The 22,123-nt window shown below is 59.4% G+C and carries 16 protein-coding genes and 1 pseudogene; 13 read left to right on the plus strand and 4 right to left on the minus strand.

The annotated features are described in order from the left end of the window. Both AB4Z35_RS21670 and AB4Z35_RS21675 read left to right on the plus strand, forming a co-directional pair. Window positions 1-2,511, plus strand: a 2,511-nt coding sequence (locus tag AB4Z35_RS21670) for a beta strand repeat-containing protein (protein WP_442099319.1), incomplete at its 5' end; no start/stop codon positions are given. 509 nt (window positions 2,512-3,020) lie between these two features. Continuing rightward, window positions 3,021-3,794, plus strand: a complete 774-nt coding sequence (locus AB4Z35_RS21675; protein ID WP_442099321.1) for a tetratricopeptide repeat protein — start codon at window positions 3,021-3,023, stop codon at window positions 3,792-3,794. 85 nt (window positions 3,795-3,879) lie between these two features. On the opposite strand, the gene AB4Z35_RS21680 is transcribed toward AB4Z35_RS21675, so the two are convergent. From AB4Z35_RS21680 to AB4Z35_RS21690, 3 genes are read right to left on the minus strand one after another with little or no spacing between them, the layout of a single operon-like run. Next, window positions 3,880-4,620, minus strand: a complete 741-nt coding sequence (locus AB4Z35_RS21680) for a Mut7-C RNAse domain-containing protein (protein ID WP_007998774.1) — start codon at window positions 4,618-4,620, stop codon at window positions 3,880-3,882. Between the two features lie 60 nt (window positions 4,621-4,680). Beyond that, on the minus strand, window positions 4,681-5,814 hold the full coding sequence (locus tag AB4Z35_RS21685; RefSeq protein ID WP_442099323.1) for an ATP-binding response regulator: 1,134 nt from the start codon (window positions 5,812-5,814) through the stop codon (window positions 4,681-4,683). Between the two features lie 30 nt (window positions 5,815-5,844). Further along, the gene (locus AB4Z35_RS21690) at window positions 5,845-10,707 is read right to left on the minus strand and encodes a response regulator (protein ID WP_442099325.1); all 4,863 of its coding nucleotides are present in this window, start codon (window positions 10,705-10,707) and stop codon (window positions 5,845-5,847) included. 283 nt (window positions 10,708-10,990) lie between these two features. Here AB4Z35_RS21690 and AB4Z35_RS21695 point away from each other — a divergent pair, with 283 nt between their 5' ends. From AB4Z35_RS21695 to AB4Z35_RS21705, 3 genes are all read left to right on the plus strand, one after another. Then, the gene (locus AB4Z35_RS21695) at window positions 10,991-11,632 is read left to right on the plus strand and encodes a response regulator (RefSeq protein WP_442099327.1); all 642 of its coding nucleotides are present in this window, start codon (window positions 10,991-10,993) and stop codon (window positions 11,630-11,632) included. A 337-nt stretch (window positions 11,633-11,969) separates the two neighbouring features. Beyond that, entirely contained in the window at window positions 11,970-12,497 is a 528-nt protein-coding gene (locus tag AB4Z35_RS21700; protein WP_442099329.1) for a response regulator, read from the plus strand. Window positions 12,498-12,543: 46 nt separating this feature from the next. Further along, entirely contained in the window at window positions 12,544-12,843 is a 300-nt protein-coding gene (locus AB4Z35_RS21705) for a hypothetical protein (protein ID WP_442099331.1), read from the plus strand. A 267-nt stretch (window positions 12,844-13,110) separates the two neighbouring features. Here AB4Z35_RS21705 and AB4Z35_RS21710 read toward each other — a convergent pair whose 3' ends face one another. Then, on the minus strand, window positions 13,111-14,013 hold the full coding sequence (locus AB4Z35_RS21710) for a LysR family transcriptional regulator (protein WP_442099332.1): 903 nt from the start codon (window positions 14,011-14,013) through the stop codon (window positions 13,111-13,113). Window positions 14,014-14,194: 181 nt separating this feature from the next. Between AB4Z35_RS21710 and AB4Z35_RS21715 the strand changes: the two genes are divergently transcribed. The 8 genes and pseudogenes from AB4Z35_RS21715 to AB4Z35_RS21750 all read left to right on the plus strand — a co-directional run. Then, window positions 14,195-15,418: a cyanate transporter gene (locus AB4Z35_RS21715; protein WP_442099334.1), complete on the plus strand. Its 1,224-nt coding sequence runs from the start codon at window positions 14,195-14,197 to the stop codon at window positions 15,416-15,418. Window positions 15,419-15,680: 262 nt separating this feature from the next. Further along, window positions 15,681-16,451: an ABC transporter substrate-binding protein gene (locus tag AB4Z35_RS21720; RefSeq protein WP_008004379.1), complete on the plus strand. Its 771-nt coding sequence runs from the start codon at window positions 15,681-15,683 to the stop codon at window positions 16,449-16,451. A 100-nt stretch (window positions 16,452-16,551) separates the two neighbouring features. Beyond that, window positions 16,552-17,241, plus strand: coding sequence for an ABC transporter permease (locus tag AB4Z35_RS21725; protein ID WP_442099335.1), 690 nt, complete (start codon window positions 16,552-16,554; stop codon window positions 17,239-17,241). Continuing rightward, the gene (locus AB4Z35_RS21730; RefSeq protein WP_442099337.1) at window positions 17,238-17,951 is read left to right on the plus strand and encodes an ABC transporter permease; all 714 of its coding nucleotides are present in this window, start codon (window positions 17,238-17,240) and stop codon (window positions 17,949-17,951) included. The genes AB4Z35_RS21725 and AB4Z35_RS21730 overlap by 4 nt, the downstream gene beginning before the upstream one ends. Window positions 17,952-17,976: 25 nt before the next feature. Next, a complete protein-coding gene (locus AB4Z35_RS21735) occupies window positions 17,977-18,744 on the plus strand; it encodes an ABC transporter ATP-binding protein (protein ID WP_442099339.1) in 768 nt (255 codons plus the stop codon). 79 nt (window positions 18,745-18,823) lie between these two features. Then, the gene (locus tag AB4Z35_RS21740) at window positions 18,824-20,023 is read left to right on the plus strand and encodes an amidohydrolase family protein (protein WP_442099341.1); all 1,200 of its coding nucleotides are present in this window, start codon (window positions 18,824-18,826) and stop codon (window positions 20,021-20,023) included. After that, complete coding sequence (locus AB4Z35_RS21745; RefSeq protein ID WP_442099343.1) at window positions 20,020-21,489, plus strand: amidohydrolase family protein; 1,470 nt, start codon at window positions 20,020-20,022, stop codon at window positions 21,487-21,489. The genes AB4Z35_RS21740 and AB4Z35_RS21745 overlap by 4 nt, the downstream gene beginning before the upstream one ends. A 118-nt stretch (window positions 21,490-21,607) precedes the next feature. Then, window positions 21,608-21,829 (plus strand): annotated as a pseudogene (locus AB4Z35_RS21750) (methyl-accepting chemotaxis protein); the annotation flags it as partial. Between the last annotated feature and the right edge of the window lie 294 nt (window positions 21,830-22,123).

Consider the following 22,123-nt stretch of genomic DNA (forward strand, 5'->3'; position numbering starts at 1 on the left):
GACGTGATTGTGCGGGCATCGGACGGCACGCTGTTTGACGACCAGGCGATCGCGGTAACCGTGACGGGCGTCAACGACAACTCCCCGGTGATCACCTCCAACGGTGGCGGTGCGACGGCTTCGATCAACGTGGCGGAGAACACCACGGCAGTCACGACAGTGGTGGCGACCGATGCTGATCTGCCGGCGCAGACGCTGAGCTACTCGATCCTGAATACGGCCGGGACGGACTTCAGCAAGTTCTCGATCAGTTCGAGCGGGGTGCTGACGTTCAACTCCGCGCCCGATTACGAGAATCCCCAGGATATCGGTGGCACCGACGGCGACAACGCCTACGTTGTGGACGTTCAGGTGGCCGACGGCAATGGCGGAGTCGACACGCAGACGATTACGGTAAACGTGCAGAACGTCGTTGAGGCGCCAGTTGATACCGTAGCGCCGACGGTGACTTCCATAACCGTGCTCACAGCGTCAGGGGCACAGACACAGCTAGGGAACACCGGCAGCGGCAAAATAACCATCACGTTCAGTGAAGCTGTGATTAACTTCGATATCAGTGATTTCAGTGTCACCGCAGGCCGCGGAACCCTCAGCAACTTCTCCGGTAGCGGCACTACTTATACAGTGGACTTCACCAGAACCAGCAATGGGTCTGTAAAAGCCAGCGTTGCAAACACCTACACGGACTTGGCTGGTAATACGGGTGTTGCGTACACCTCTAACGAAAATCTTCCAGCAGGTGTGGCTGGCGACCCCATCAATCTGGCCCTCAACGTTCCGTCGACCAATATCAGCGGCCCAATAACGGTGGCCATCAGCGGTGTTCCCTCGGGATGGACGTTCAATGCAGGAACCGATAACGGCGACGGCACCTGGACAGTGCAGACCAGCGATCCCGCCGCATTGACTGTGACAACTCCAAGCGACTTCGCCGGTGCGTTGGTGCTCGATGTCAACATGCACTGGAGCAACAGCGACGGCAGCCTGGCAAGCGCCTATGTGTTCAACAACGTCGAAGTCTATGCCCCGGGCACGCCGATCTTCGCCTTGTCCGCCGACGACAACCTGACCGGCTCGTCCGGTGCCGACACCTTCGTCTTCGCCCAGCCGATCGGCAACAACGTCATTTACAGCTTCGACGCGGCGGCGGACAAAATTGACTTGATCGGCTTCACGGGCGTCAACGATTTTGCGGATGTGAGTATCGCCAACGACGCGAACGGYAATGCCGTGCTCAGCATCAGTGCCGACCAGACGATCACTGTCAACGGCGTGGATGCGGCGGCGTTGAGCGGGGCCCACCTGCTGTTCGATGTGGACCCGGTCACGACCAATACGGGCACCATCACCATTGCCGACGGCGCGATCATGCCGTTTGGTGGCCGCATCGACAACAGCGGCACCATAGCGCTCGGCTCTACCGGCCGCGGGACCGATCTCGAGATTCTGTTCCGTGGCGCGACGTTGAGCGGTGGCGGGCAAGTGGTTCTGTCCGACAGCGCGCACAACGTGATCTTTGGTGGCAGCGCGGACACGGTGCTCACCAATGCCGACAACACCCTCTCGGGTGCCGGCCAGTTGGGAGCAGGGCAGTTGATGCTGGTCAACTCGGGCCTGATCCATGCCAACGGCGTCAATGCGCTGGTGATCGATACCGGTAGCAACGCCGTCACCAATACTGGCGTGCTGCAAGCCAGCGGCAGCGGCGGATTGGTGATTGAAAGCGCGCTCGTCAACAGCGGTAGCCTGTGGGCGAACGATGGCAACATCACCGTCCACGGAGATGCCAGTGGCGCGGGAAGCGCGACTATCAGTGGTTCGGCGATGCTGGAGTTCGGTGCTGCCTCCGATCAGCATGTGACGTTCGACAGCGGCGCGGCAGGCACGCTCAAGCTTGATGTGTCGACAGCGTTCAGTGGCAGCGTCAGCGGTTTTACCACGGGCGACAAGCTGGACTTTGGCGATGTTGCGTTCGGCGCCAATACGCATATCACCTATGCAGCCAATGACACAGGCACTGGCGGCATGCTGAGCGTGAACGACGGTGCACATGTGGCGCAGGTCGCGATCAATGGCCAATACGCAGCGGCGGGTTTGCAGGCGAACGCCGAGGGCAGCGGCAGTGAGCTGGCCTACGATGCAGCGGCGGCAAACCACACGATGCTGGGCGGCATGGCCGACGACATACTGGTCGGCGGTGCGGGTGACGATCTGTTCTTCGGCGGGCTGGGCAACGATACGCTCAACGGCGGCCTCGGCAACGATACCTTCGCGTTTGCCGCTGCAGGCTTCGGCAATGACTCGATCCAGGGCTTCGACGTCGATCCGGCCGGAGGGCAGGACCTGCTCAATATCGCGGGGCTGGGGATCAGCAGCGAGACGTTCGCTGCCAACGTGAGCATTGCGGCTGACGGGGCGGACACGCTGATCGGGATCGGAATGGACTCTATTCGCCTTGTCGGTGTTAACAGTGCAGGTATCGATCAGACGGACTTTATCCTGTCAACATGATGCTTTTGCTGCTGGCTGCACGTTGGTATGCGATTGCAGGCCCCATCGCGGATGAATCCGCGATGAGGTCTGTGCGAGGTGTTTTTCTCGTCACTCCACCCGGAGCGAGGGGGTGCGCTCGGAATCCATGGAGTCTCCTTTTCGGGTGTTGCACTAGCGGGGGGAGTGCGGGGTGGTGCTCGATGCCTGCCTGCTGGAACGACTCATCTAAAGTCCCGGTTGCGGTGTAATGCTGTTCAGTTAAGGATTCTGTAGGAGCGAGCTTGCTCCGGGCGGCGTTTAGTCAGTAAACACGCGGCATCGTTAACGACCATCGCGAGCAAGCTCGCTCCTACAGTGGATCATTTTCGCTTAACTGAACAGCATTACGGTTGCGGTTGCGGTTGCGGTTGCAGCGGGAACTTCAGGGTGCTGGCCAGGTCAATAGCGGCCCTGTATCGGAAATGCCGAGCAGCGCTGTGGTCTGTTTTACGGCAGTGCCGTCCGAGATCAGTCGAGTCCGTCCCCTGATGCCAACCAAGAGTTTTCTGCCGGGTCTCATCCTGGCGTTCTGCGCCGTCGCGTCGCTTTGTTCGGTTGCTGCCGAGCGAAGTGCACCCTCGCAAAGTAACAGCGCATCAACCACCCTGATCGAAACCGCCTCGCGGCAGTATGAAAATGGCCAGTTGGACCAAGCCGCTGCCACGCTGGAACGTGCCCTGCATATCCAGCCGAACAATCCGGCGACGCTGCATTACCTCGGTGTGTTGCGTCTTCAGCAGGGGCAATACCAGCAGGCTGAAACCTTGGCGGCGCGCTCGAACATGCGGGTTGGCCGCAACGTCGAATTACGCAACCGTAACTTCCAATTGATCCAGGCGGCGCAGCAGGCCCAGGCTTCGAATACCCCACCCAATGCCAAGGAAGATCTGGTCGCAGTACAGAAGGGGCTGGAGGAGGCCCAAAGGCGCCGCGAAGCAGACATGGCCGTTGCTGAACAATCCACTGCGGACATCGGGCGCGACGCTGGCAACTTCGCTCGCGCAAAGGCAGAACGGATATCGGATTCACCGACGGCTGGCAGACCTCGGTCCGAAGGAGAAGTGCAAATGGCTTCCGTCGAGCCAGAATCAGAGCCAGAGCCCGCGTACGGTGAGGTTGAGATCCCTCGCGGCCATTTGCCGCCTCCGGGTAAATGCCGAATCTGGTTTCCTGATCGTCCGCCGGGGCATCAGCCCGCACCCGGCAAATGCAAGAAGCTGCGATATCGGGTGCCGCCAGGGGCCTACCTGGTGCACGGTTGAGTTTCCGAGTTTCCGTTTCTGGCCGTTATCTGCCTGATGCAAAAGCCGGTCATCCCTGGCAACGCAGCCGGCCCGATGCACGCGGCTATCGGTTCAGCAGAGGTGCCAGCAATGCACACATGCCGCGCCAGTGCGAACCCTCCCAGTAAATCCGTTGGCAGGCGTCGCAGCGCAGGAAGTGCGAATAGAGGACGCCAATGCGTGGCGGCACTTGCGGCCGAGCCAGTTCCGGGCTGATCTCGTGCAGCGGCAGGTTGCAATGAAGGCACAGGCTGAATGGCCGCGCGCTACGCGCCAGGTCGAGGCGCTCGTACAATTCGCGCAGCTGCAGCGACGGTTTCAGGGCATGTACATAACAGCCGTGGCTGATGATCCGCCGCTTGAGCAGTTCGCGGTCGCGGGTCAGTACGATGCGTCCTTGCTGCGCAGCGATCTCGGCGATCTCGCCATCCTCGAAGCCATTGTCAAAGAGGGTGTCGAAGCCGCTCATGCGCAGCAGGCTGGCCAGCCCGCCCAGGTGCGCATCAGCGACGAAGCGCAACACCCGTAAAGGTTGCGCACGAACCTTTAGCAGCGGGCTGATGTCCAGCGCTTCGAACTTGGGATACACCGCCAGCCGGTCACTGTCGAGGATCACCCGCTCGAAGCCCGCCGACTCGCCGTTGAGCAACACCAGCTCGACCTCGGTATGCGGTACCCCGAGCGCCTCGATCATGTGCTTGACCGTCGCCCCTCGCGCGCACTCGCAGGTGAAGGATTGCCGCCGCCGTTCGGCCGGCAGGAAGTCGTTGAGCTCCTCGTAGAAGCGGAAGGTTGCACTGGTCATACTGAACAGTATGGCAGGGCTACAGACAGTATGGTTGTACTCGTGTTGATGCCATCCGGGTCAGTCGAGTGGCAGCGATATCGTTAATTTCGTTCCTTTGTCCGGTGCGCTGTCGATGGTGAATTCCCCGCCCAGCATGCTGATGCGTTCCTTCATCCCCACCAACCCGAACGAGTTCAATTTTTTGCGATCCGTCATGCCTACGCCATTGTCTTTGATCTGCAGGTAAAGCCGGCGGCCGTCCCTGTTGAGTTCGATATGAACCTGTGTCGCTTGTGCGTGCCGGGCAATATTCGACAGCGATTCCTGCACGATTCGGAACAGAGTCGTGGCGGATTTTTCATTCAGATCGCAACGCAAATTTTGCTCTTTCACCGATATCGTGCAATCGATCGCGCTGCGCTGGCGGAACTCTTCAAGTTGCCACTCGATCGCTGCCTGTAATCCCAGATCGAGTACGGGCGGCCGAAGGTCATTGATGATACTGCGGACACTGCGGATGGCTGTATCGAGTTGATTCAGAGCATCGCTGGCCTTTTCGTTGAGCCTGGGGTGCATGGTGCTGGTGCGCGCCTGCAACATGGAGACATCGATTCGCAACGCCAGCAGACTCTGTCCCAGCTCGTCATGGATGTCGCGTGCGATGCGCTTTCGCTCTTCTTCCTTGATGTGTTCCTGATAGGAGGCCAGTTCACGCAGCTGCAGCTTCGATTGCAGCAATTCTTCTGCTTGCTTCGTCAGTTTGCGCTGCAGGTAGAACAGGTCGACAAACACCCGGATCTTGGCGCGAAGAACCTCGGCCACAATCGGCGAGAAGATGTAATCCACTGCGCCGGACGTATAACCGCGGAAACGCTCGGAATCCGTATCTGCCTCAGCTGTGACGAAGATAATGGGCGTATGGGACGATTTCGGGCGGCCGTGAATGAGTGCCGCAGTTTCAAAGCCGTCCATAACCGGCATTTTCACGTCGAGCAGTATGACGGCGAAGTCGCGCTGCAACAGCAGGCGCAGCGCCTCGCGCCCGGAAGTCGCCGTGGCAATATCGAGGCCCATGTCGGCAATCACCGCGGCGAGCGCCGTCAGCTTGGCGGGATTGTCATCCACCAGCAACACTGATGCTGGCACGCCATCAGGCGGGAGCGGATGCCGCACCTGGGCTCTCTCTTTGAATACCGGGGGTTCCTGCTGCATATTTATGCCACTTCGGTTTGCGCTAGCGCCTCATCGATAGAGCCATTTGCGCATCAGTGACAGCAACTGGTCGGTATCCACTGGCTTGCTGACGTAGTCCGATGCTCCTGCCTCGATGCACTTTTCACGGTCACCCATCATCGCCTTGGCCGTCAGCGCAATCATGGGCAGGTTTTCAAATCTCTTGAATGTACGGATCTGGCGCATGGTTTCAAAGCCATCCATCTCGGGCATCATGATGTCCATCAGGACGATGTCGGTATCGGGCTGCTGCTGCAGCAGTTCTATGGCAGTTCGGCCGTTTTCGGCCGTGGCCACCAGCATTTTGTTGCACTCAAGCACGCTGGTCAGGGCAAAAATATTGCGCACGTCATCGTCGACCACCAGGGCCTTTTTACCCTCGAGACTGTCCGAACCCTCATAGAGTTTTTCCAGCATCCTGCGCTGGGTCTGCGGCAGCCCGGCTACGACGCGGTGTAGAAACAGCGCGGTTTCGTCGAGTATGCGCTCGGGGGATTGAACTGCCTTGATGACGCCCTTGCCGAGCAGTGTCCTGAAACGCTCGTGTTCCGGCTTGGTCAGTGTTTCTGCACTATAGACGACGATCGGCAATTCACGCATTGCGTGGTCTTCCAGCAGCGCCTCCAGAAACCCGATACCGGAGGCGTCGGGCAGTTTGAGATTGATTGCCATGCAGTCGTAGCGATTCTTTGCCAGTTTCTTCAAGGCTTCAGCGCCGCTGTCGGTCGTTGTGATCTTCACGTCGGTGTTACCGAGTAGATCGAGGATGCGGGCACGGTTCCCTTCGTCGCCGTCGATGAGCAGCAGACTCCTGGTCTTGCGCCGTGCGAATGCCACGATGCCGACCAGCGCATTTTGAATCTCGTCGGCTGTGACCGGCTTGAGCAGATAGTCGAAAGCGCCATAGCGCAGCCCGCGTGTGCGGTCGTCAGCGCTCGAGATGATCTGGACCGGGATGTGACGCGTGGCGAAATTGCGCTTCAACTGCTCGAGTAGCAACCAGCCATCGATGTCTGTCAGGCCCGGGTCCAGTGTGATCGCGGCAGGTTTGAAGCGCTCGACGAGCTCCAGTGCATCCGCGCCACGGGTCGTGACGATCGCCCTGAACCCCTTCTTGCGCGCGGCCTCGAGCAGAATGTCGGCGAAACGGGCGTCGCCCTCGAGCATCAGCAGCACTTGGTCCCCGGGCTGGACAGACTCGCGGTCGTCCAGTATCTGTGCAGACGGGCCTGACATGAGGTCGCGTTTGACTTGGCCAGGTACTGCCTCTGTCGCTGATTCGTCTGGCGCCTGACGCTGGGCATCCTGTGTACGCAAGGGCACGTACAGCGCGAAAGTACTGCCCTTGCCGATCTCACCGGGGATCAGCCGCAGCTCACCGCCCAGCCGGTGTGCGAGCTCGCGGCTGATCGACAGGCCGAGGCCGGTGCCGCCGTATTTTCGTGAGGTTCCGGTATCTGCTTGCTGGAACGCCTCGAAGATGAGCTTCTGTTTGCCGGCAGATACGCCAATGCCGGTGTCGGTGACCACGAAGGCGACCACCGTATCGGCGCGATTCAGTTCGCTGTGATCCACGCTCCACCCGGATGTAACGGGCGCGATGCTGATATTGACGCTGCCTTGTTCAGTGAACTTGAAGGCGTTGGACAACAGGTTCTTCACCACCTGCAACAGGCGCTTCTCGTCGGTCCAGATGACGGGGGGCAGGGTAGGCGCCAGTTCAATCGTGAAAGTGAGGCCCCGGCTTTCGGCGACCGGCCGGAAGGTGCGTTCGATCTGGTCGTGCAGATCGGCGAACAGCGCTTCATTCAGATCCAGTGTGACCGTACCCGACTCGATCTTGGACAGATAGAGAATCTCGTCGATCAGCTCCAGCAGGTCTTTGCCCGCGCTACGGATGGTCTTGGCATATTGGACCTGCCTGGGCGTGAGATTGTGTTGCGCGTTGTCGCTGAGCTGCTGGGCCAGGATCAGCAAGCTGTTCAATGGCGTTCTGAGCTCATGGGACATACTGGAGAGGAATTCGGACTTGTACTTCGAGGTCAGCATCAGCTGCTCTGCCTTCTCCTCCAGCGACAGCTTGGTGATCTCGACTTCGCGGTTCTTGCGCTCGACTTCGGCTTTCTGCTCCGCCAGCAGTCCGGCCTTGTCCTCCAGTTCTTCGTTGGTCTGGCGCAATTCCTCTTGTTGCCTTTGCAGCTCCTGCGCCAGCGATTGCGACTGCTTGAGCAGTTCTTCGGTACGCATATTGGCTTCGATCGTGTTGAGCACGATACCAATCGATTCAGCAAGCTGATCAAGGAAGGTTTGATGAATGATGCTGTAGCGCGTGAACGAAGCCATTTCGACGACGGCCTTGACCTTGTTCTCGAACAGGATCGGCAACACGATGATATTCAGCGGGGCGGCCGCACCCAGTCCCGATGAAATCGCGACGTAATTTGCGGGTACATCGGTCAGCAGGATGCGCTGCTTCTCGTAAGCGCATTGCCCGACCAGGCCCTCGCCGAGCCGCCACTCATCGTTCACATTGATGTTTCCCTTGTATGCATAAGCCGACAGCAGCTTGAGTTTCGCAGGATCGGGCGGGCTCTCGTTCATCATGTAGAACACACCGTGCTGGGCGTTGATCAACGGAGCCAGCTCTGACAGCACCATCTTGGAGACTGCCGCCAGATCGCGCTGGCCCTGCAGCAGGCGGGTGAATTTCGCGAGATTGGTCTTGAGCCAATCCTGTTCCGCGTTTTGCCGCGTGGTTTCCCGCAGGTTGCGGATCATCTCGTTGACGTTGTCTTTCAATTCCGCCACTTCACCCTTTGCTTCCACCTCCACGTAACGAGTCAGATCGCCCTTGGTCACGGCAGTCGCCACGTCGGCAATTGCGCGCACCTGATTGGTCAGGTTGGCCGCCAGACCGTTCACGTTGTCGGTCAGGTCGCGCCAGGTGCCGGCAGCACCCGGCACGTTGGCCTGGCCGCCCAGCTTGCCCTCGACGCCCACTTCACGCGCCACCGAGGTCACCTGATCGGAGAACAGCGCCAGCGTATCGGTCATACCGTTGATGGTGTCGGCCAGTTCGGCGATCTCGCCCTTGGCTTCCAGTGTCAGTTTCTTTTTCATGTCGCCGTTGGCTACCGCGGTCACCACTTTCGCGATGCCTCGCACCTGGCTGGTCAGGTTGGCCGCCATGAAGTTCACGTTTTCGGTCAAATCCCTCCAGGTACCGGACACGCCTTGCACCTGTGCCTGTCCCCCGAGCTTCCCTTCGGTGCCGACTTCGCGCGCCACCCGCGTCACTTCGGCGGCAAAGCTGTTGAGCTGGTCCACCATGGTATTGATGGTGTTCTTCAGCTCCATGATTTCGCCCTTGGCTTCCACGGTAATCTTGCGCCCCAGGTTGCCTTTGGCCACCGCCGTCGTCACGTCGGCGATGTTGCGCACCTGATTGGTCAGGTTGGCTGCCATGCTGTTGACCGAGTCGGTCAAATCTTTCCAGGTTCCACCGACGCCCGTCACCTTGGCCTGGCCACCGAGTTTGCCGTCAGTCCCCACTTCGCGAGCCATGCGCGTCACTTCGTCGGCAAAGGTCGAGAGCTGGTCCACCATGGTGTTGATGGTTTCCTTGAGTTGCAGAATTTCACCTTTGGCTTCGGCTGTGATCTTGCGCGACAGGTCGCCGTTGGCCACCGCCGTCGTCACGTCGGCAATGTTGMGCACCTGGGTGGTCAGGTTGGCCGCCATGCCGTTGACGGAATTGGTCAAGTCCTTCCAGGTACCGGACACGCCGGTCACTTCCGCCTGTCCGCCCAATTTGCCTTCGGTACCGACTTCCAGCGCGACGCGTGTCACCTCCGAGGCGAAGCTGGAGAGCTGGTCGACCATCGTGTTGATGGTGTTTTTCAGTTCGAGAATCTCGCCCTTGGCTTCAACGGTAATTTTCTTGCCGAGGTCACCGCGCGCCACTGCCGTCGTCACCTGTGCGAGGTTGCGCACCTGGGTGGTCAGGTTGGCCGCCATGCCGTTGACCGATTCGGTCAGGTCGCGCCAGGTGCCTGATACGCCGCGCACTTCCGCCTGACCGCCCAACTTGCCTTCGGTACCGACCTCCAGAGCCACGCGGGTCACCTCCGCAGCGAAGCTCGAGAGCTGGCCGACCATCGTGTTGATGGTGTTTTTCAGCTCGAGAATCTCACCCTTGGCTTCAACGGTGATCGTCTTGCCCAGATCGCCTTTGGCCACAGCAGTCGTCACGTAAGCGATGTTGCGCATCTGGGTGGTCAAATTGGCGGCCATGTCGTTGACGGAGTCGGTCAGGTCTTTCCAGGTGCCGGACACTCCCTTGACATTGGCCTGCCCACCGAGAATCCCTTCAGTGCCGACTTCGCGCGCCACACGGGTCACCTCGGAAGCGAAGGAACCCAGTCGCGTCACCATGGTGTTGACGATCTCGGCGGATTTGAGGAACTGGCCCCGCAGTTTCAGGCCGTCGAGTACCGGGGGGACTTGCTGGCTCAGATTACCCTCGGCAACCGAACCGACAACGCGAATGATCTCGTTCATCGGGCTGATGAGGTCGCTGGTGAGCGCATTGCTCGAGTTGACGATCTTTTGCCATGAACCTTTCATCATCGGCAATTCGATACGCTCATCGACCTTGCCCTGCTTGCCGATCAGTCGCGCCACGCGTTCGAATTCGGTGGTGGTGTCGGCTGCCATGTCGATGATCTCGTTGAGCGTGTCGGCGATCTTGCCCGGCATGCCGGTCCAGTCTTCCGGCATACGCTTGGTGAAGTCACCTTTGCGCAACGACTTCAGCGCTGCCAGCAACGTCTTCATGTCGAGAACTTCGATTGGTGTCGTCACTGTGGCCATGTCTCTGTCCAGTCAAAATAGATGCCGCGCGCAAGGCATTACCCATGGGCGTGCAGACACACCTGAGAGCTTAGGCGCCGCTAACGCCTGAAGCAAAAGTGCAAGTGCGCTACCTGGCTGCTAACGTAAAACTCTGCGGCAGATTCCATGGCTTGCCGGCCACTGGCCGCAGGGTTAGGGTAGGAATACATGAGCGCGCGCCACTGTGCCGGCGGGTTCAACATCATCTGTACATCGGGACACGATACGGCCAGGGCCTTGCGGGTGCGAATGGAAAATACAGATGACTGACCACAAAATCAGAGTCTTGCTGGTGGATGATCACAGCATCGTGCGTAACGGCGTGCGACGCATGCTGGAGACTGCCAGCGAGATCGACGTAACGGGTGAAGCAGAGACGGCACAAGAAGCAATGCTTCGGGTCCGGGAGCAAGATTTCGACGTGGCGCTGGTGGATATTCAGCTGCCCGACAAGACTGGCCTGCAACTCCTCAAGCTCATGCGTGCAGAGAAACCCAAGCTCGCCATTCTGATGTTGAGCATGCATTCGGTCGAGGCCTATGCGTTACGCGCAATCAAGCACGGCGCAGCGGGATACCTCACCAAGGACATTTCCGCAGCCACCCTGGTTGCGGCTGTTCGCAAGGTGGCCTCAGGCGGCAAGCACGTCAGTCCTGAACTGGCAGAAAAACTGGTCAACTCTATCGGCAGAGGCGACGCGGCACCCCACGAAGCGTTATCCGACCGGGAACTTGAAGTACTGAAGCTCCTCGCTGCAGGCGAGAGAATTGTCCGCATCGCTCAGATACTGCACTTGAGCCCGAGTACCGTTACGACCTACCGGGCACGCATCCTGGAAAAAACAGGAATGGACAGCAATGCGAAACTGGCCCGCTATGCACTGGAAAACGGCCTGTTAACTTAGAATTCCCTGCCATTCGACACTACCGAGGCACTCAATCGTTTTCGGCATCCTTCACTATTGAATCGTTCTGGTTGAACTTCAGGTGCGGTTTAACAAACTGTGCAGGAATGATGCGCAGCACATGCCCGGCTTCGCCGWAGCGTCGCCCGTTTCAGCCTGCTTGTAGTGGAATCACTACAAGCTCTTGGCCGATATCACCACAAAGAAGTCCTGCTAACGTCGATAGTGGGGGCGGTTCCACTTAAGCATACTGACCTCTCTGCAAGATTTCGTCCGCTGAATGAAGTTGTCTTCGTCAGCGTCTTGCACTGCGATGTCAAAAAAGAGAGGTCAAGTCATGCAGGTCACCAACACAGAACCATTGACTGCACTGATACCAACCAGAGACTCAGGCCCTTTGCGCCTGTTTGTCATTGAGGACTCGAACGTCGTGCGAGCGCTGTGGTGCACGGTGTCACCGCGGATCGCGGGCCTGTCACTTGCCGGGGCATTCCACCGCTCATCAACCGCCATCGCCGCCATCCGGCGTGAACCACCCGATATCGTCTTGCTGGACGTCAACCTCGGCGACGGTAATGGCATGGAAGTATTGCGTGTGGTTGCAGCTGAGTATCCGCTGACAAAAGTCATCGTGGTCAGCAATCGCGCTGGTCCGAGACATTGGAAGTACTTTACAAAAGCGGGAGCCTACGCCTCCTACGACAAGATCCATGAACTTGCCGCCATGTGCCGCATGCTGGAGCGTTTAGCCAAGTCCCTGTTACCAGCCGCTCGAACCTTCTCACCTGCTTCAGGCTATGTATCAGGGCAAATTGCACGAGTCGGAAAAGACTCTGGAATCGATATTCGCAAGTTGAGCGCGTAGTGCGCGCTGCATTCATATTGAGTCAATGTTCTAACTGGAGGACATCATGATGATAGGTTATTGGTTGTGTGCGTTGCTGTGGGGTGTGGTGCTGCTGGAAGAGATCCAAAGCATGCCCCTTCAAGAATGGAAAGAAGAGGGTCTGAAAAAGGTTCTTTTGCTGCGCCGGACTAGAACCCGGACCGGTTACTTTATGGCGTTGATCGCGGGTGCCTTGTGCCTTTATAGCGAAATCGTGGTGGCGCCGGTCGACCAGAACATTTTCAATCCGGAGCTGATACTTGCCGTATGTGGTGGTCTTTGGGGTGCTTATCTTTCCGTAGTCAGTATCAAGGGGAAGCGATAGATACCTGTCTCCATGACTACTGCGGGTAATTGATATTTCACTATCGCCGGCCGGCAGGGAAACTCCCTCCGGTCAGGCGCTCACCTCAACATTTGAACAGCCGCAGCCTCGCTGGCAGCGGCTTCAGTTCACTGATTCCAGGTAAATCCGCATAGGTGGCGATTCGGGGCTGGCAGCGAACTTCGAAGCACGTCTGCGCGACTTCTTCGGCCATGTGCATTAGCCGTTCTCCAATCCCCTGACCACGCATCGACTTTTTTGGGCACGTCAGCCGACGTGACCGGTCACCTGGGCGCATAGCCTTGTCAGCTGTTCGGCCAGATCGATCACGCGGCGTGGTGCGTCGGGCCGCAGATGCAGCGCGATTTCCAGTGCCGCCAGCTCGGCGAAGGACTCGGCCACGCCCAACCGTCGGTGGCCGGGCAGTGCAAGTCGCGAGGGGAGCACGCTGACGCCGAGTCCATCGGCGACTGCTGAGCGGACGCTCGCGAGGCTTGCGCTGCTGTAGCCGATGCGCCAGCGTCGGCCGGCGCTCTCGAGCGCGTGGATCATTTCATCGCGGTACAAGCCGCCGACCGGAAACACCACCAGTGGCAGCGGGTCGCGCTCGTACGTCGGCTGGCTGAGGCTGTCGAACCAGGCGAGCGGTTCGGGCCAGGCGGCGTGCCCCACAAACTGCCCCGGGCGCTGTTTGATCAGCACCAAGTCGTAGTCGCCTGCACAAAACTGTTGCCATAGCGTGTTGCTGAGCCCACTGCTGATCTCAAGCCTTATCGCCGGGTGCGCGCGTGCGAAGGCGCCAAGCGTCGGCGTCAGCAAGTCTGACGCGAAGTCTTCTGGTACGCCGATGTGTACCTCGCCCTGTGCGTGGCCCTTGCGTAAATCCTCCACCACCTCTTCCATCAACCCCAGGAGCCGGCGCGCATAGCCGAGCAGGCGCTCGCCATCCTCGGTGGTGCCGACGTAGCGCCCGCTGCGGTTGACCAGCTCGCAGCCAAGTTGCTCCTCAAGTCGCTTCAACTGTTGGCTGATGGTCGACTGGCTCAGGTGCACGCGCTCACCGGCGCGGGTGAAGCTGCCGCTCTCTACCACCGCGACGAAACTCTTGAGCAGCAACGGATCGATCAGCGTTGAAGTCATTACATTCTCCACTAATTGTAATTCGAACATTTAATTTCCGAATGATAGCACCTGCTCTTAATCTTTAAGAACAGCCGCTGATGCGGCCTGTTGACCACCATCCTCAAGGTAAATGTGATGACCAGTGACGTGACGCTGATGCAGGAGATGCTGTCGAGCCCGCACCTGCACCGGCGGGAAAGGCGGGAGCGGTGGGAAAGAAGTGTGCGCCATGACTGACCGCGGATCGGCTTGCATCGCTACGGGCGTGTCGCGCGTAAGTGAAGTGTCACTGGCTGCACTGGTGCTCCTGGTGCTACTGGGCTTGAATTTGCGGCCATTCCTGACTTCGGTAGGGCCGGTGCTCGATCTGGTGCGTGCCGACATTGGCCTCGACTTTCGCGCCGCCGCGATGCTGACCACCTTGCCCTTCGTGCTGATGGGCCTGATTGCCTTCATCGGCATCGGTGTCGCACGTCGCTTCGGTGAGAGGCGGGCGCTGGCCGGCGCATTGTTGCTCTTGATGCTCGGTTGCGCGTCACGCGCCGTGGTCAAGGACGGAGCGCAGTTGATCATTGGCGCCGGAATCGCCGGCACCGGCGTGGCTGTGATCCAGGCCCTGATACCGGGTGTCGCCAAACGCTGGTTTCCTGAACGGATAGCGATGGTGATGGGGCTCTATTCGGCGGCATTGGTCGGCGGCGGGGCGCTGGGCTCGCTGGCAAGCACATGGCTGAATCCATATGGCGGCTGGAGGCTAGGGCTCTCCATTTGGGCATTGCCAGCGCTTGCCGTGTTCTTGCTGTGGCTGGTGTGTGCGCCACGCACTGCGCCGATAGCCGCTGGCGGACCTGCACCGGTCTTGACCGGCAGCTTCTTCAAGAATCCGCGTGCGTGGCAGTTGGCCGCCTACTTTGGACTCACCAACAGCGGCTACTCCAGCCTGGTGGCCTGGCTGCCGTCCTTCTACCAGCAGCAGAACATGGGGCTGCAGGCCTCGGGCAATTTGCTCGCGTGGTTGGCGATGTTCCAGGCGACGGCGGCGTTCGCGATGCCGATGCTCGCCCGCCGCAGCATTGACCGGCGCGCTGCCTTGTGGCTGACGATAGCGCTGCAGGCCGCGGGTTTCGCCGGCTTTGCGCTTGCCCCCAACGCAGCGCCGTGGTTGTGGGTTGCACTGGCCGGGTTCGGCCTCGGCGGGTTCTTTTCGCTCAGCCTGATTGTCAGCCTCGACCACTTGTCCGGCGCGCAAGCGGCCGGCACCTTGGCGGCCTTCGTTCAGGGTATCGGTTTCTTGCTCGCATCGAGTGCTCCCTGGTTGATCGGCTGGCTGCGCGACTCCGGCGGGAGTTTCATCACCGGCTGGTGGTTGCACATCGGGGTGCTCGCAGCGATGGCGGTGCTGACAGTCAAGTTCTCCCCGGCGAGCTACCGATACAGCATGCAAGCGTTGTGACCGAGGTTAAAAAATACAAAAACCCTAAACAGAACTGGCCACTTTTAAGGTTCTTTCACTGGTTTAAGCATGGGCACGGCCCCTTGTAGGAGCAGCCGGTCGACGCTCGATTGCTGGCGATGGTCGTTAACGATAACGCGTATGAACTGAATGAACGCGGCGCACTTGAGTCCATCGCCAGCAGGCTGGCTCCTACAGTTTCCYAGGAATGCGTGAAGAACCACTTTTAAACCCCAGTACCACTGTGCCTACGGAGATTGATATGAAGAAGTTAGCAGTTTCAGTTGTTCTCGCCTTGGCTGCCAGCGGCGTATACGCGAAAGACTTGCAAGTCATTCGCTTCGGCGTTGACCCCACTTACGCCCCGTTCGAGTCGAAGGCGCCCGATGGCACGCTCGTGGGCTTCGATATCGATCTTGGCAACGCGATCTGCGAAAAGCTGAAGGTCAAATGTGTATGGGTCGAGAACTCCTTCGACGGCATCATCCCGGCGCTGAAAGCCAAGAAGTTCGACGGCATTCTTTCTTCCATGAGCGTGACCGAGAAACGTCAGGCGCAGATCGCCTTTTCCGACAAGATCAGTAATGTCCTGCCGCGTCTCCTTGCGAAAAAAGGCTCGGATCTCCTGCCAACGCCCGAATCCCTTCAAGGCAAGCGGGTAGGGATCGAGCAGGGCTCCACCTCGGAAACCTATGCCCGGGCTTATTGGGCGCCCAAGGGCGTCACTGTCATGACCTACCAGAACCAGGACATGGTTTACCAGGATCTGATGGCCGGCCGCCTGGATGCAGCGCTGCAGTCGTCGGTCCAGGCCGACCTGGGCTTTCTGAAAACCGCGAACGGACGTGATTTCGCCTTTGCCGGCCCGGAGTTGCGCGACCCGAAAACCCTCGGCGTGGGTGCGGGCATTGGTTTGCGCAAGGAAGACAATGAACTTCGCGAACAGATCAATGGTGCGCTTGCCGAGATCATCAAGGACGGAACTTACCAGACGATCTCCGATAAATACTTCTCCTTTGATGTGTACAACTGATTGATTGCAAGTTGCGGGCAGTCAGCATTCAAAAACAAGAACAACACAACTGAACAAGATAGGCAGCATCGGCTGGACTATCGAACTCAAGGAGAATGCAATGTCCTTGGTAGACTATGGGCCGCTGATCGCAAGTGGCACCTGGATGACACTGAAGCTGGCCATGTTATCGCTGCTGACCGCAGTACTGATTGGTCTGGCAGGCGCCAGTTCCAAGTTGTCAGGCAATCGGTGGCTGCGCAATGTCGCCACCCTCTATACCACGCTGATACGCAGTGTTCCGGATCTGGTGACCATGCTGTTGCTGTTCTACAGCATTCAGATCGTCCTCAATCAGGTCACCGAAGGGCTGGGAATTGATCAGATCGATATCGATCCCTTTCTTGCCGGTGTTGCGACGCTGGGGTTTATCTACGGCGCCTACTTTACCGAAACCTTTCGCGGTGCTTTCCAGGCGGTTCCGCGCGGTCAGACAGAGGCAGCCATGGCTTATGGCCTGAGCCCATGGCAGGCGTTCTATCGGATTCTGTTCCCGCAAATGATGCGTTTTGCCTTGCCTGGAATTGCCAACAATTGGCAGGTCATGATCAAGGCGACCGCGCTGGTGTCCATCATCGGTCTGTCCGATATCGTCAGGGCCACCCAGGATGCCGGGAAGAGCTCCATGCAGCTGTTTTACTTCACCGTGATCGGTGCACTGATTTATCTCTTCATTACCACGGTCTCGAACGGCGTCTTGATATGGCTTAAGCATCATTACTCCGTCGGCGTTCGGGAGGCTCAACTGTGATCGATATCATCCAGGAATACTGGCAAGCGTATTTGTGGTCGGACGGCGCCAGCTTTTCCGGCCTGGCAATCACCTTGTGGCTGCTGGTGCTGTCGATCGCGATCGGATTCGTACTGTCGGTGCCGCTGGCCGTGGCCCGGGTGTCAAGAAATCGGTTCGTGCGGCTTCCGGTCTGGTTTTACACCTATGTGTTTCGCGGCACGCCACTCTATATACAACTGTTGATCATCTACACCGGTGTCTACAGCCTGAGCGTGGTGCGCGAGCACGAGTTCCTCGACATGTTCTTTCGCGAGGGCTTCAACTGCACGGTGCTGGCGTTCGCGCTCAATACCTGTGCCTACACCACGGAAGTCTTCGCGGGCGCGATCAGGTCGGTGCCCTACGGCGAGGTCGAGGCGGCCCGGGCCTTCGGCATGTCGAAGTTCACCCTGTACCGCCGCATCATCCTGCCCTCGGCGCTGCGTCGCGCACTGCCGTACTACAGCAACGAAGTGATCATGATGCTGCATTCAACCTCGGTGGCGTTTACCGCCACGGTTCCCGACATCCTGAAGGTTGCCCGCGACGTCAACTCCGCGACCTATGCGTCGTTCGAGGCTTTCTTCATCGCTGCACTGTTGTACGCGGTGATTGCGCTGTCGCTTGTCTGGCTATTTCGTCGCGGTGAAACCCGCTGGCTGGCCTTCCTGAAACCCCAGGCCGCCTGAAGGCCGCATACGCAGGGTCAAAACCATGTACAAACTGACCGTAGACGATCTGTACAAGAACTATGGCAACCACGAGGTGCTCAAGGGCGTGTCGATCAAGGCCAAGGCAGGCGATGTGATCAGCATCATCGGCTCCTCGGGTTCCGGCAAGAGCACCTTCTTGCGTTGCATCAACTTCCTCGAGCAACCGTGCGCCGGGCGAATCACGGTGAACGCCGAGGAAATCCGCACCGAGAAGGACAAGTACGGTGGGCTGCGCGTGGCCAACCAGAAGCAGCTGCAAAGCATGCGCACCAAGCTGGCCATGGTGTTTCAGCACTTCAACCTGTGGGCGCACATGTCAGTGCTGGAAAACGTTATCGAGGCGCCGATGCATGCGCTCGGCCTCAGCCGCGATGAGGCGGTGGCCCGCGCACGCAAGTACCTGGCCAAAGTCGGCCTGCCGGCCAGCATGGAGGCAAAGTACCCGTCGCACCTGTCCGGCGGCCAGCAGCAGCGTGTGGCGATCGCCCGGGCCCTGGCGATGGAACCGCAAGTGATGTTGTTCGACGAGCCGACCTCGGCGCTCGATCCCGAACTGGTCGGCGAGGTGCTGAAGGTGATGCAGGCCCTGGCCGAAGAGGGGCGGACCATGGTGGTGGTGACGCACGAGATGGCCTTTGCCCGCGAGGTGTCCAACCACGTGATCTTCCTGCACCAGGGCAAAATCGAGGAAGAGGGCCACCCGGAGCAACTGTTCAAGCACACCAAAAGTGAGCGCCTCAAGCAGTTCCTTGCCGGCAACTTGAAGTAGCTCTTCTGGTGATTCAGTAAACAGTGCCCCTGTTGGCTATCCGGCGACAGGGGCTCGCTCAAAAAGTGATGAGGCTCCAATGATCCAATCGTTCTGGTTGCGTAATGTCCGCCCCTATGGCGGCGAAATTGAAGACATACAGATTGTTGAGGGTCGTATCGGCGATCGTCAGCCTGCCAGTGGCAATCCAGTCGCTGAGCCTGACCTTGACGGGCAAGGTCAGTTACTCGTTCCGTCGCTGGTGGAAAGCCACATCCATCTGGACAAGACCCTGTGGGGCCAACCATGGCGGCCCCACAGTGCAGGCCCGACGCTAAAAGCGCGCATCGCCAATGAGCGGCAGATCCTGCGCGAGCTCGAATCACCCATTGCAGAGCGGGCGGGTGCCCTGCTGGAGCAATGCATCGCTCGCGGCTCGCTGATGTTGCGCTGTCATGTGGACGCCGATCCCGAATTGGGCATCGAGCATGTGCAAGCCATGCTGGAGCTGCGCGAGCGCTACGCCGACCTGGTTGATATCGAGTTCGTCACCTTCCCTCAGGTTGGCCTGGTCAACCGCCCCGGGGTCGAGGCATTGATGCGAGAAGCCCTGGAGCTGGGCGTCGAGGTAGTAGGGGGGTTGGACCCCTGCGGCATAGACAATGATCCCGTCGCGCACCTCTCGATCCTGTTCGAACTCGCGGACAGGTTTGACCGCGGTATCGATATCCACCTGCATGACGGTGGTGAGCTGGGGCTCTGGCAGATTGCCCGGATCATTGATTTCACCGAGCGCTATCAGCGTCAGGGGCGAGTCATGATCAGCCATGCCTTTTGCCTGGGCATGAAAAACTGGGCCCAGGTGCTGCCGTTGGCTGAACGCCTGGCGGCCAACCGGATTTCACTCATGACCACGGCGCCCTCCGATATCGCCATACCACCCTTTACTGAACTGCTCTCTGCGGGGGTGAACGTCTGCCTCGGTTCGGATGGCATTCGGGACGCATGGACCCCGATGGGCAATGGCGACATGCTTGAACGCGCGATGCTGCTCGCATTGCGCTGTGGCATGAGAACCGACCCTGAAATTTGCACGGCGTTCGAAGCCGCTGCCGGCAATGGCGCCCGGGCACTTGGGCGAACTGATTACGGATTGGCGACGGGGCAGGCAGCCAACTTGTTGTTGCTGCCTGCGCAGACTCTGAGTGAAGCCGTCGTGGCGCGTCCGCTGGCGCGGACGGTGATCAGCCGCGGCATCGTCGTGGCGAAAAATGGCAGCCTGCTGCGGAGCCGCTTGTGACTCAACATACTCTCGACAAAGTAGACCTGCTGATCGAGCACGGCGTGGTCATCACCGTGGACGAGCAACGGCGCGTCATCAACGACGGCGCCGTGGCCGTGCTCGGCAACCGCATCGTCGCGGTGGGGCGCACGGATGAACTGCGGGCTCGCTTCACGGCTGAAAAAGTCATCGATGCACGCAACAAGGCGGTGCTCCCAGGCTTGATCGACAGCCACGCCCATGCTGGCCACGCCATGCTGAAAACCATCGGCGGCGGGGAGGGCGATGCCTGGATGGAGGCTTGCCAGACCATCTACACCTCGGCCTCCGGAGTCGAGTTCTGGGAGGTCGAGGCCAGGTTGTCGGCGCTGGAACGGCTCAAATGCGGCACCACCACCGGTGTGTCGCTATTGGGTGGAGGCGATTCGATCATGCGGGTCGACGACCCGGTGTACGCGCAACGCCACGCCCAGGCTATCGCCGAAATCGGTACCCGCTCGGTGGTGGCCGTCGGGCCATCGCGGCCTCCAGCGCCGCACACCTACCTGGACTGGTCGACCGAACCACCCACTCGGCGCGACGTCAATTTCGAGACCATGTTCGAGGTCTGCGAAGAAATCGCCAGGAGCTGCGACGGTATGGGGAACGGCCGGGTGCGCATTGCCATCACGTTGCCGGTGTATGCGCCACAATACGAGCCCGGCCATCGGCAGCTGGCGCCTCTGTTCCGCCAGCAAGCCCAGGATTACCTGGCTCTGGCCCACCGCTATGGCCTTACGTTCACCCAGGATGGCCACCGCGCCGGTACGCTGGCGCTGGCCCACCGCGAACTGGGCCTGCTCGGCCCGACATCCTTCATGTCGCACTGCATTGACCTGACCCCTGAAGACATCGCCCTGTGCCGCGAGACACAGACCAAGATCGTGCACAACCCGAGCGCCATCATGTCGATCCTGGGTCGCTGCCCGGTACCGGAACTGATCGAGGCCAATGTAACCGTCGCCCTCGGCTCCGACGGCGCCGCCCCAGACCGCGGTTACGACATGTTCCGCCACATGTTCCAGTGCATGCACTACCACCGCCGCCATTTCCGCGACCCGGACATCCTGCCGCAGGGCAAAGTGCTGGAAATGGTCACTATCGACGCCGCCAGGGCACTGTCGATGGAACATGAGATCGGCTCGCTGGAAGTCGGCAAGAAAGCCGACATCATTCTGATCGACCTGTTCAAACCGCACCTGATGCCGATGAACATGCCGGTCCACCGTATCACTTGCTTCGCCAACGGCGGGGACGTGTGTACCACCATCGTCGATGGCAGGATCCTGATGGAAGACTACGTCGTACACACCGTCGATGAGGCTGCTGTGCTGGCCGCGGTGCAAGAGGAGTCGGAACGCATGCTGGACCGTAGTGGCTTGCGCCATCTGACAGAAGAATCGAAAAACCTCTGGCGGGCGGCACGGTATTACGCGGAAGGTTGAGTAACACGGCCGAAAATGCCGGAACGAGCGGTTGTCGTGCCAGTCAACATAGGGTGTCCTCGACGCAGGTTTGCCAACCCCTTCCGGTCTAAAGGGCAGCTTTTTAACTGGTTGCAGCCTGTCACGAGGTCTGCTTTCGGCTATCGGCGGCAGTACCGTGTTTGCCCTGCGCTCGCTGGACGTTGCCAACCTCGCCACCCGCGAAGAGCATCTGGCGAGCGGGGCGCGGTTACTGGCCGATCAACTGAGCACTTTTCACGGCACGTTGCGTGAAGGTACCCAGCGCCTTAGCGGCCAGTTCGAGAAACGCTTCAGTGCCGGGTTGAGCGTGCATCCGGAAAGCCGGTGGCGGTGACTGCCAAAGAGCTGGAGAAGCTTGCGGCGGATTTGCGGCATGAGGTTGACCGGTTTCGCTGAGTCGTTGCCGAGATTGCCATCGCGAGCAGGCTCGCTCCCACAGTTGATCTCGAATGTTCACAAAACCTGTGCTCACCTTCGATCTAATGTGGGAGCGAGCCTGCTCGCGATGGCATCGACTCAATTTTCCGGTTTGTCCCAAATCTTTCTTGGCATTTGCCGGCGTTGTGTCGCTTTTTAAGCTTGCTGAAACGATTCATCAAGTCTATAAAAATGG

Origin of the sequence: Pseudomonas sp. KB_15 (genome assembly GCF_052114525.1) — a bacterium.
GTDB lineage: Bacteria > Pseudomonadota > Gammaproteobacteria > Pseudomonadales > Pseudomonadaceae > Aquipseudomonas.

Excerpts from the sequence above, each read along its gene's own strand:
- AB4Z35_RS21695 (WP_442099327.1), top strand. The coding sequence starts at position 10,991 with ATGACTGACCACAAAATCAGAGTCTTGCTGGTGGATGATCACAGCATC.
- AB4Z35_RS21680 (WP_007998774.1), bottom strand. The coding sequence starts at position 4,620 with ATGACCAGTGCAACCTTCCGCTTCTACGAGGAGCTCAACGACTTCCTG.
- AB4Z35_RS21725 (WP_442099335.1), top strand. The coding sequence starts at position 16,552 with ATGTCCTTGGTAGACTATGGGCCGCTGATCGCAAGTGGCACCTGGATG.
- AB4Z35_RS21700 (WP_442099329.1), top strand. The coding sequence starts at position 11,970 with ATGCAGGTCACCAACACAGAACCATTGACTGCACTGATACCAACCAGA.
- AB4Z35_RS21710 (WP_442099332.1), bottom strand. The coding sequence starts at position 14,013 with ATGTTCGAATTACAATTAGTGGAGAATGTAATGACTTCAACGCTGATC.
- AB4Z35_RS21685 (WP_442099323.1), bottom strand. The coding sequence starts at position 5,814 with ATGCAGCAGGAACCCCCGGTATTCAAAGAGAGAGCCCAGGTGCGGCAT.
- AB4Z35_RS21740 (WP_442099341.1), top strand. The coding sequence starts at position 18,824 with ATGATCCAATCGTTCTGGTTGCGTAATGTCCGCCCCTATGGCGGCGAA.
- AB4Z35_RS21720 (WP_008004379.1), top strand. The coding sequence starts at position 15,681 with ATGAAGAAGTTAGCAGTTTCAGTTGTTCTCGCCTTGGCTGCCAGCGGC.
- AB4Z35_RS21735 (WP_442099339.1), top strand. The coding sequence starts at position 17,977 with ATGTACAAACTGACCGTAGACGATCTGTACAAGAACTATGGCAACCAC.
- AB4Z35_RS21675 (WP_442099321.1), top strand. The coding sequence starts at position 3,021 with ATGCCAACCAAGAGTTTTCTGCCGGGTCTCATCCTGGCGTTCTGCGCC.
- AB4Z35_RS21715 (WP_442099334.1), top strand. The coding sequence starts at position 14,195 with ATGACTGACCGCGGATCGGCTTGCATCGCTACGGGCGTGTCGCGCGTA.
- AB4Z35_RS21705 (WP_442099331.1), top strand. The coding sequence starts at position 12,544 with ATGATGATAGGTTATTGGTTGTGTGCGTTGCTGTGGGGTGTGGTGCTG.